This window comes from Mucilaginibacter sp., from assembly GCF_035492695.1.
Classification (GTDB): Bacteria; Bacteroidota; Bacteroidia; order Sphingobacteriales; family Sphingobacteriaceae; genus Mucilaginibacter.
Map to the genome: position 1 here is coordinate 168,472 of NZ_DATJJC010000033.1, position 10,247 is coordinate 178,718.

The 10,247-nt window shown below is 47.9% G+C and carries 7 protein-coding genes; 2 read left to right on the forward strand and 5 right to left on the reverse strand.

Going from position 1 to position 10,247, the window contains the following annotated elements:
* Positions 1-13: 13 nt before the first annotated feature.
* Both VL525_RS20950 and rnr read right to left on the reverse strand, forming a co-directional pair.
* Positions 14-988 carry a polyprenyl synthetase family protein gene (locus tag VL525_RS20950; protein WP_325389366.1) on the reverse strand — a complete coding sequence of 325 codons (975 nt, stop codon included), beginning with the start codon at positions 986-988 and terminating at the stop codon, positions 14-16.
* Between the two features lie 52 nt (positions 989-1,040).
* The gene (rnr, locus tag VL525_RS20955; RefSeq protein ID WP_325389368.1) at positions 1,041-3,176 is read right to left on the reverse strand and encodes a ribonuclease R; all 2,136 of its coding nucleotides are present in this window, start codon (positions 3,174-3,176) and stop codon (positions 1,041-1,043) included.
* Positions 3,177-3,347: 171 nt separating this feature from the next.
* Between rnr and VL525_RS20960 the strand changes: the two genes are divergently transcribed.
* The gene (locus VL525_RS20960; protein ID WP_325389370.1) at positions 3,348-4,412 is read left to right on the forward strand and encodes a DUF2235 domain-containing protein; all 1,065 of its coding nucleotides are present in this window, start codon (positions 3,348-3,350) and stop codon (positions 4,410-4,412) included.
* On the opposite strand, the gene VL525_RS20965 is transcribed toward VL525_RS20960, so the two are convergent.
* The 3 genes from VL525_RS20965 to pbpC form a co-directional block, all read right to left on the reverse strand.
* Positions 4,378-6,081, reverse strand: coding sequence for an ABC transporter ATP-binding protein (locus tag VL525_RS20965; RefSeq protein WP_325389372.1), 1,704 nt, complete (start codon positions 6,079-6,081; stop codon positions 4,378-4,380). The two genes, VL525_RS20960 and VL525_RS20965, sit on opposite strands and share 35 nt — an antisense overlap.
* Positions 6,081-6,791 carry a 3'-5' exonuclease gene (locus tag VL525_RS20970; RefSeq protein WP_325389374.1) on the reverse strand — a complete coding sequence of 237 codons (711 nt, stop codon included), beginning with the start codon at positions 6,789-6,791 and terminating at the stop codon, positions 6,081-6,083. The genes VL525_RS20965 and VL525_RS20970 overlap by 1 nt, the downstream gene beginning before the upstream one ends.
* Before the next feature lie 129 nt (positions 6,792-6,920).
* On the reverse strand, positions 6,921-9,314 hold the full coding sequence (gene pbpC / locus VL525_RS20975) for a penicillin-binding protein 1C (protein ID WP_325389376.1): 2,394 nt from the start codon (positions 9,312-9,314) through the stop codon (positions 6,921-6,923).
* Between the two features lie 207 nt (positions 9,315-9,521).
* Between pbpC and VL525_RS20980 the strand changes: the two genes are divergently transcribed.
* Positions 9,522-10,247 carry a glycosyltransferase family 2 protein gene (locus tag VL525_RS20980; RefSeq protein WP_325389378.1) on the forward strand — a complete coding sequence of 242 codons (726 nt, stop codon included), beginning with the start codon at positions 9,522-9,524 and terminating at the stop codon, positions 10,245-10,247.

Below are 10,247 nucleotides of genomic sequence, written 5' to 3' on the forward strand. Positions count from 1 at the left end.
CCCCTAAATATACTTAATTCTCCCTCACCATCAATCCGTCGGCAAAGTCGCGGAGGTATTGTTTGGGGGTCGGGGGCAGGCCGATGGCGTCCAATGCCCCGAACGCTTTGGCAGCATAGGTATGCATAGTTTCCCAGGCGTAATGGCGGATATTCAGCTGATCATAAATGGCAGTAACAGCCTCTATTTTTTCTTTCGGGTCGAATTGGATTCCCGCGAACCATTTGCCCAGTTCTACGGCTTGTTGTTCATCTGCCAGTTCAAGCGCTTTGATCTGGAGGAAGGTTTTTTTGTTCGACAAGATATCGCCGCCCACCTGCTTGCCGAATTTCTCGGGGTCGCCGTAAACATCCAGTATATCATCCTGTAACTGGAAAGCAACGCCTAACTGCTCGCCAAAGGTTTGGAGTAATAACGCATCTTCAGGAGTTGATCCGCCGATGAGCGCGCCGATTTTAAGCGCGCCGCCGAGCACAACAGCTGTTTTCAGGCGTATCATGTTGATATATTCGCTGATGCTGACGTCGCTGCGCGTTTCAAACTCCATATCTATCTGCTGGCCCTCGCAAACGCCCACGGCTGTTTCGTTGAAGATATTCATGATGGGACGCAGCAGCCGGTCCTCCACATTCATCATCAGTTCATAACCCTTCACCAGCATCACATCGCCCGAAAGGATAGCCACGTTTTTGTTCCACTTTTCGTGCACGGTCACCTTTCCGCGGCGCAAGGGGGCGTTATCCATAATATCGTCGTGCATCAGCGTGAAATTATGGAACACCTCTATCGCCAGCGCAGGGGGAACGGCCTGTTGAACATCGCCGCCAAACATATCGCACGACATCAGCAACAAGGCGGGCCTTATGCGCTTGCCACCAAGCGCAAGAATATATTTTATGGGTTCGTACAGGTCGGCGGGATAAGTTGGAAATTCAAGATGATCAACCTCCCGGTTAATTATTTCCTGCAACTGGTTAATAGTCCTCATTCAGGGGCGATTTGTAACAGGATGCAATGTTAACAAACTCAATCAACTTAATCTAATCCTGTATTAATGAAAAATCGATCTGTTTTTTGGTAAGATCCACATTTTTTACCTTGATCTTCACCTCATCGCCCAGGCGGTATATCTTCTTTTTACGCTGACCAATAATGGCGTAATTCTTCTCGTCCAGGGTGTAAAAATCGTCGGCTATTTCGCGCAGGCGTATCATGCCTTCGCATTTGTTCTCGATGATCTCTACATACATGCCCCATTCGGTAACGCCTGATATGATGCCTGTGTAGATACTGCCGATCTGGTCGCGCAGGAACTCGGCCTGTTTGTATTTGACCGAGGCACGTTCAGCATCAGCAGCCTTTTTCTCCATTTGCGAGCAATGCTGGCACAACTTTTCATAATAAGCCTCATTAGCCGACTGCCCGTTGTTAAGGTAATGAAACAGCAGCCGGTGCACCATCACGTCGGGGTAACGGCGTATGGGAGAAGTGAAATGCGTATAATGGTCAAATGCCAGGCCGTAGTGGCTGGTAGATTTGGTGGTATAAATGGCCTTTGCCATGGAGCGGATGGCTAATTGGGTAAGCACATTCTGCTCTTTTTTCCCTTCCACATCCTCCATCAAAAAGTTAAGCGATTTGGCTATCTCTTTGTCCGATTTCATATTGATGCGATAACCGAACCTTGCTGCAAATTGTGCAAAACTGGCCAGGCTATCCGCCTTCGGCGAATCGTGCGTACGGTAAACAAAAGTATATTTATGTTTGCCTTTGCCCATTTTGCTTACATATTCGGCCACCTTGCGGTTGGCAAGCAGCATAAAATCTTCTATCAGTTTGTGGGCATCCTTGCGTTCTTTTATATACACGCCAATAGGTTTACCTCTTTCGTCCAGTTTGAATTTTACTTCGGTGGTCTCGAAGCTGATAGCGCCGTTTTTAAATTTGCGTTCGCGCAGCTTGTAAGCCAGGGCGTTCAGCTTTAATATCTCCCCGGCAAACTCGCCGGCCTTATCTTCGATGATCTGCTGTACTTCCTCGTAAGCAAAGCGCCGGTCGGAATGTATGACGGTTTTGCCAAACCATTCGTTTACCACATGGGCATCTTCATCCAGTTCAAAAACAGCCGCAAAACATAACTTATCTTCTTTGGGACGTAACGAACACAGCCCATTGGATAAACGTTCGGGCAGCATAGGGATCACACGATCGACAAGGTAAACTGATGTAGCGCGTTCCAAAGCCTCTTTATCCAGGGCCGAATCAGGCTGGATATAATGGGATACGTCGGCTATATGAACGCCGACCTCATAATTGCCATTCGGCAGATTTTTAAAGGATATGGCGTCGTCAAAATCCTTTGCATCAAATGGGTCGATGGTGAAAGTTAGTACTTCTCTAAAATCGCGACGGCGTGCTATTTCTTCTTTTGTTATGATATCGGGTATCTCCTCCGACTCATGTTCCACTTCCTTTGGAAAGGAAAGGGGGAAGCCATATTCCGCCAGGATCGCGTTCATTTCGGTGTCATTTTCCCCCTGGACACCCAGCACATTTTTGATGCGGCCTATGGGGTTTTTAGCACCCGCGGGCCAGTCGGTTATTTCAGCTACGGCTTTTATCCCGTTCTTAGCACCATTCAGGTCGCTCAGGGGGATAAATATATCGTGCATCATTTTGCGGTCGTCAGGAATAAAGAAGGCGAACCGCTCGGATACCTTTACAATGCCGGTAAATTCCATTTTGAAGCGCTGCAATATTTCTATTACCTCGCCTTCCTGGCGCTGGCCCTTGCTCTTAGCATAAACGTACACTTTCACACGGTCGCCATTTAGGGCGTTTCTTAGTTTACGCGGAGCTACATAAATATCGGTTTCGTCCGGGTCGTCAGTAACAATATAGGCCGAACCGTCATTGGTCATGTCGACTACGCCTTCAATAAATGTTTTCAGTTCGCGCAGCTGGAACTTGCCGTGCGATACTTCTTTGAGTGTACCCTTTTGGGCCTCTTCTTTTAATATTTCGAGAATGGTTTCGCGTGATTCGGGGTCGCGGACATTCAATTTTGCTGAAACTTGTTTGTAATTAAGCGGCGCATTGCCGCTTTGTTCAAATATATCCAATACCAATTGGGTGAGTACCAGTTTGATAGAGGAATTGCTTTTCTTTTTAGACATAGATAGAATATATAAGGCAAAGGTACGAAGAATGCGTTATTTAACGCTAAAAATACCGTTAAAACACGGGTTTCATAGCAGGTTTATAAGTGATAACTTTGAATCCTGAGGGGAAGTGCTGAACACTGCCTTTCTAAACCGATGGACCTTGTCATCTAATACATCAGCACTATGAAACGAATAATAACCTGCAGCGACGGCACCTGGAATAAACCGGGCGACAAATACGAGGGGGAATATGTCGAAACCAACGTCCAAAAAATATTTGAGGCTATTTGTAAACGCGTTCGTAACGAGCGTAACGAGATCATTTACCAGGTGAAATATTATGATGAAGGCGTTGGGGCCGAAGGAACGGCCTGGAGTAAAATGATAGACGGTGCAACGGGCAAAGGCATTGACGACAATATAAAAGATATCTACAAATTTATTGTGTGGAATTATGAGCCGGGCGACGAATTGTTCCTGTTTGGGTTTAGCAGGGGCGCATACACGGCCCGCAGTCTGGCGGGCCTGATACGCAATTGCGGTATACTGAAGTGTAATGATCTTCAGCTTATCGACCGTGCCTATGACATATACAGGGACAGGACAAATGAGGCGCTAAACCCCGACGGAGAAGAGGCAAAACTTTTCAGGGAGAAATACAGCCATCCGCTTAAGCCGATAAAATTCATTGGTGTTTGGGACACGGTTGGGGCATTGGGCATTCCGGTACACGCCTTTCAGTGGATCAATAAAAGCAAATATGAATTTCATGACACCACCTTGAGCAGTCTGGTGGAAAACGCTTACCAGGCGCTTGCCGTGGATGAACATCGTGATAATTTTAAACCCACGCTTTGGCAAAAAAGTGACAAAGTTAAATTTGGACATGTAAAACAGGAAATGGAACAGGTGTGGTTCCCCGGGGTACATTCCAACGTTGGGGGTGGCTATCCAAAAGAGGGTTTAAGTGATGTTACGCTTGATTGGATGGTGAAGAAAGCACAGAAATGCGGTCTTGGTTTTGACGAACCTTATGTATTGCACCGTATCAGGCCCAATTGTACAGCTAAAATGTACGATTCGAAAACGGGGCTTTTTAGCTTTTTGCCCGATTATACCAGGCCTGTTATGAAAACCGAACACGCCAACGAGCAAATTGATGATTCGGTTTGGGAACGAATGCACGAATATGCCGAGTACAGGCCCGAAAATATCATCTCCCGGGGATTGACTGAATCAGTCTCTTAGTGTACTCCATTTTAGGATGATAATAAATATCATCCGGGTCGCCGGTTTCGGCGATCTCGCCTTTGTTCATTACCATCACCCGGTCGGATATGTGTTTGATAACCGACAGGTCGTGCGAAATGAAAATATAGGTCAGGTTAAATTCCTGCTGTAATTCGCGCAGCAGGTTCAGTACCTGCGCCTGCACGGAAACATCGAGTGCCGATACAGATTCGTCACAAATAATGAACTTTGGGTGCAAAGCTAAAGCCCTGGCAATCACAATACGCTGCCGCTGGCCGCCCGAGAATTCATGCGGGTAGCGGTTAAAATATCCGGGAGGCAGGTTTACACGTTCTAATAATTCTAACACCCTTTTTTTGCGTTTGGCGTTATTTTCATACAACTGGTGCACCTGTAAAGGCTCCATTAGTGAATCGCCGACAGTAAGCCGCGGGTTCAAAGAGGAATAAGGGTCCTGGAAAATGATCTGGATATCGCGCCGCATGTTACGCATATCGTGTTTATCGAGCTTCCGCAGATCGGTATTTTCAAAGCTAACATCGCCTGAGGTTGGTTCGATCAGCCTTAAAATACTGCGCCCCAGGGTGGACTTACCACAGCCCGACTCTCCAACCAGTCCCAGGGTTTCGCCCGGGTAAACATCAAAACTGACCTTGTTTACGGCCTTCACCACATCTTTCTTTTTGCCCAGCAAGCCGCCCCCAACCGGGAACCAGGTGCACAATTCATTGATCCTTAGAATAGGCTTTTGAGCGTACAGCGCTTTCCGGCGCTCTTTAATTTCTTCGGGCTTATAAGCGTACTGTTCTCTCATCTTTTCGATGGAGCCACCGTTTTTTTCTGCTTCGTCTAAAAAATCGGACACAACAGGCAGCTTTTTCAAATGATGTTCGGGCGACGGACGGCAGGCCAGCAAGCCTTTGGTATACGGATGTTTTGGGTGGGAGAATATATCCTTTGTTTCAGCCTGTTCCACTATTTCACCTTTATACATCACGATAACCTTATCCGCTATCTCGCTCACCACGCCTAGGTCGTGCGAGATGAAGATGAGGCTCATGTCGCGTTCGGTCTTTAATCGTTGCAATAGTTCGATGATTGTTTTTTGTACAGTTACGTCCAGGGCTGTCGTAGGTTCGTCGGCAATCAGTATCTCCGGATTGCAGGAGAGCGCCATGGCTATCATGATACGCTGCTTTTGTCCGCCGGAAAGCTGGTGCGGGTAACTGCTGAACATAATTTCGGGCCGGGGCAGCTGCACTTCGTTAAATAACGCTATGGCCCGCCGTTTGGCTTCTTGCTTGTTCGTGCCGAGGTGAAGGCGGATAGCCTCCGTTACCTGGTGCCCGCAGGTAAGCACCGGGTTAAGCGAGGTCATGGGCTCCTGGAATATCATGGCGATACGGTTGCCGCGCATATCGCGCATAGCATCCTCCGAAAGCTCAAGCAGGTCGGTATCGTTAAAAAACACCTCTCCGCTTATCATCGTATTAGCCGGGTCGTGCAGGCGCATAATGGCCAAAGAAGTGACTGATTTGCCGGAGCCTGATTCGCCCACAATACCTATTGTCTCACCTTTCTTCAGGGTGAACGAACTTCCCTTAACCGCTTCGACCAAACCGTTTGGGGTTTTAAACTGAACTTTTAAATTGTTTACCTGCAGCATTATTCTCCAACCATTGTTACGCTATCGTCTGTTATCAAAGGTTCGCCACGGTAGCGGCGTATCAATTGCGCAGTAGCTACCACGTCTTTCTGGCAATATGTACTGATGCGTTCCAGGTCGCCGTTAAGCCAGTAAACTTGTCCCACCATGCTGCCATCTATGTCGTCCTTCGGGGTTGGGATATCAAATATCGCGGTTAGCAGGCTGAGCGAGGTGAAATTCTTGTAATCGCCGAACTTCCACAGTTCCATCGTGTCCAGGTGGTTTATCTCCCAGGGCTTTTTGCCGGCTATTTCCAGCTGCGACGGGAATTTAAGGCCGTTGATCAGCATACGGCGGCAGATATACGGAAAATCGAACTCCTTACCGTTATGGGCACAAAGCACCAGTGAAGGAGGCTGGGAATTCAACAGGTCTGAAAACCTGGTGAGCAATTCCTTTTCATCGTGCCCGTAATACGATTTTACTCTCAAACCAACACTTTTTCCACGGGTAAATATGCCAACTGATATACAGATGATCTTCCCAAACTCCGCCCAGATACCGGCGCGCCCATAAAAGTCTTCGGCAGTCTCATCCTTGCGGGTATTAAGTGTTTTCTGATCCCATAATTTACGGATATGTTCCGGCACCTCGTCATGGTTCCTGTACTGTGGTACGGTCTCGATGTCGAGCACCATCAGGTTGTGCAGGTCGTATTGTTCAAGCATCTTCTTTAATTACGGAAGCCAAGATAATATTTTTTGAGTTGGCAGTTTCAAGTTGGCAGTTTGCAATTTAGTTTTTCAGAATAGGATAACTATATAACTACTGCCTGCTGCAAACTGTCCACCGTTGACTTATTTCTCCAGTATCTCAAAATTAACTTGCACCGAGTTGCCGTTGGCATCCACCAGCGTAAGTTTATGCAAGCCGGGCGGCGGACTCAAAGCCATTTGGTGAAAATCGGCGGTTTCGCCCACATATTTATCATCCAAATGCCAGAAAATTTTGATGCCCGGCTGCCGGTGCGCAGCGTTGCATACCATCCGTCCCCGTTTGCCGTCAACCTCCAGGGGCACATATATCTTCGCACCTTCTTTGGGATAAATAAGCTCCATCGGGTTGCTTTTTGTGTTCAGGGCGCAGTCGGGCCTGAACGGCGGCAGAACATGATACTGGTAATTCTTTGTTTTGTAATAGTATTCCATCGATGGCGGCAGAACGAACCAGTTTTTAGTGATCATTTCCGAAGGCGGTTCGCAGTCGCCGGTAACCTGCCATTTACCGGTCTTGTCCAGGTGAACGGGCTGGTGCCATGGACAAACCGCAGCCCTCAATCCGCCTTGCGGCACCCACATCTGGTAGGTATCGTCGCAATAAACGCCTGCGCGGTAGCCGCTTTGCCGGCATATCTTTATCTTCACCATATCGTTAACGGGCATCGTAAACCATTCGCGCGAGACCGGCAGCAGCCTGAATATCTCGAACATGACCGGCGCCGCTGTAGTGATACCTGTTAAGCCAGGCCGGCCCTCGCCATCCGTATTACCCACCCATACCCCTACAACATACCGGGGAGTAATACCTATGGCCCATCCATCGCGGAAGCCAAAGCTGGTACCCGTTTTCCATGCTACCCGCTGCGATGAGCTAAAGTGTTGCCACAACATTTCCTCGCCGGGCCGCATTACTTCCTCCATTGCCTGGAAGGTATAATAGATCGAAGCAGCGTCGAGCATCCCGTTCTTTTCCAGGTGATGTTCTTTTGCTGGTTGCGGGGCATAAACTGGACTGTGGTAATCGGCAGTATCGTATTTGCCGCCATAGATGCCGTTATAATGATTTAGCACACGGGCCATATCGGCATAGGCGCCGGTAAGCTCCCACAAGTTATTTTCCCCGCCGCCGAGTATCAGTGACAAACCATAGTGAGTCGCCGGTTTATTTAACGTGGTGATACCTATGCGGTGTAAGAAATCATAAAAGCGTTCCGATTTAAATTGCTGGAGCATTTTTACTGCCGGAACATTTAGGGAGCGAGACAAAGCTTTTGAAGCCGGAACCGCGCCATCATACGCCAGGTCGAAATTTCTTGGATGAAAACCGATGATCTGCGTTGGGACGTCGGGTACCAGGCTATTGGGCAAAATCAAACCATCATGAAGCATATTGGCAAACAGCAGCGGTTTGAGCGTGCTGCCCGGGCTGCGCGGTGCGCTGATGACATCCACATCGCTTTGCATGGTTGAATCTTCCGGGTGCGATATGTTGCCGCAATAGGCTAAAGTTTGCCCGGTTTCCACATCAAGTACAATAGCCGCTATGTTGTTGATGTCGTTCCCCTTCAGCACATCGTGATTGCGCTCCAATACCAGGTTCACCTGGCGTTGCAGGGTTGACCGTATGCTGGTGGTGATACGCGTCGAACTGTCGGGCTCATTTTGCAGGTCAGCTTTAAAACGCTGCAGAAGGTGAGGGGCAAGCTGTGGTAGCGGCACAGGCTGGTCGGGGATGGGTTCCAGTTTAGCCAGCGATGCTGTCGAAGCATCGATGATGCCTTGTTCGTGCAATTTGTCCAGCAGCAGGTTGCGTTTTTTAAGTAAAATTGCCCGGTTTTTGCCCGGATGCACCAATGAAGGTGAATTGGGCAGCACCGCCATTGCCGCCATTTCGCCCCAGGAAAGTTTATCCGGGCTGCGCCCAAAATACCGCCACGATGCGGCGTCGAGCCCTACAACATTCGACCCAAATGGTGCATTGCTGGCATACATGGCCAGTATTTGTTTTTTGTTGTACTTGATCTCCAGCCGCAACGCTTTGAAAATTTCAGTGAATTTATTCCAGTAGGTGCGTTTGTCTTTGGTGGCCAGCCGGATAACCTGCATCGTCAGGGTGCTGCCGCCGCTGACCACGTGCCTGCCGCCAATATTTTGTTTGAAGGCGCGGCCAAGCGCCACAATATCCACGCCGGGGTGGTGCTCAAAGCGTTTATCTTCGAAAGCGATGATGCACTGTTTAAATTTTTCAGGTACGTTGGTGTCATAAGGGAAACGCCATTGGCCGTCTCTGGCTATCGACGCACCCAGCAACTGGCCCTTTTCATCGTCAATAACATAGGAAGTGGGATAGGTGAACAACCTTTTGGGCAGGCAAAACCAGAACCATATAAGGCATAGCACCAAAAACGAGAGTATTATTATTACTTTTGGTTTTTTGAAGTAGTTTATTACCTTATTTAGCCTGGTTCGCATTAAAGATCTTAATTAGTGTGAGGACTATCTTACTAAAAAATAAAAGACTTATCATTTCGAACGAGTTCGAATGGGTTGTGTGAAGGAAAACGAGGAGAAATCTTATACATAATACCTGTCGACGATGCATGTAGTATAAGATTTCTCCTCACGCCTTGCTCGATTCCACCCTGGTTCGTTCGAAATGACATAGTTCTGAAAATATCAATGGAAATTAAAAAATTATCAATCATCATTCCTGCCTATAACGAGGGCAATACGATCCACCTGATACTTGATAAGATCAGCGGGGTTAAACTTATTCATAATATTCAGAAAGAACTTATTATTGTGAACGATCGTTCGACCGATGATACCGAACAAACTATTCACAATTACCAGGTTACCCACCCCGATCTGGATATACAGTACTTTAAGCACGATACCAACCGGGGCAAGGGGGCCGCTCTCCATACCGGTATTTCCAAAGCAACGGGCGAATATCTCATCATACAAGACGCCGACCTTGAATACGACCCTGCCGAATATAACGACCTGCTGAAACCCGTATGCGACGGCTTTGCCGACGTGGTGTATGGTTCGCGCTTTATGGGCAGCAACCCGCACCGTATCCTGTTCTTCTGGCATACTATCGGCAACAATTTTTTAACCTTTTTATCCAATATGTTCTCCAACCTGAACCTGACAGATATGGAGACCTGCTACAAACTTTTCGATACCAAACTTATCCAGTCCATCAAACTAACCGAACAACGTTTCGGCTTTGAGCCGGAAGTAACCCAAAAAATAGCCCGCGTTCCTAAGATCCGCATCTACGAGGTTGGCATATCCTATTACGGCCGAACCTACGACGATGGCAAGAAAATAGGATGGAAGGACGGTGTGCGGGCCATTTATTGTATTTTGAAGTACGGGTTGTTGGGGGTTAAGTGA

What these genes read in the sequence shown, in the direction of transcription:
- VL525_RS20950 (WP_325389366.1), bottom strand. Translation starts at nt 988, where the DNA reads ATGAGGACTATTAACCAGTTGCAGGAAATAATTAACCGGGAGGTTGAT.
- rnr (WP_325389368.1), bottom strand. Translation starts at nt 3,176, where the DNA reads ATGTCTAAAAAGAAAAGCAATTCCTCTATCAAACTGGTACTCACCCAA.
- VL525_RS20960 (WP_325389370.1), top strand. Translation starts at nt 3,348, where the DNA reads ATGAAACGAATAATAACCTGCAGCGACGGCACCTGGAATAAACCGGGC.
- VL525_RS20965 (WP_325389372.1), bottom strand. Translation starts at nt 6,081, where the DNA reads ATGCTGCAGGTAAACAATTTAAAAGTTCAGTTTAAAACCCCAAACGGT.
- VL525_RS20970 (WP_325389374.1), bottom strand. Translation starts at nt 6,791, where the DNA reads ATGCTTGAACAATACGACCTGCACAACCTGATGGTGCTCGACATCGAG.
- pbpC (WP_325389376.1), bottom strand. Translation starts at nt 9,314, where the DNA reads ATGCGAACCAGGCTAAATAAGGTAATAAACTACTTCAAAAAACCAAAA.
- VL525_RS20980 (WP_325389378.1), top strand. Translation starts at nt 9,522, where the DNA reads ATGGAAATTAAAAAATTATCAATCATCATTCCTGCCTATAACGAGGGC.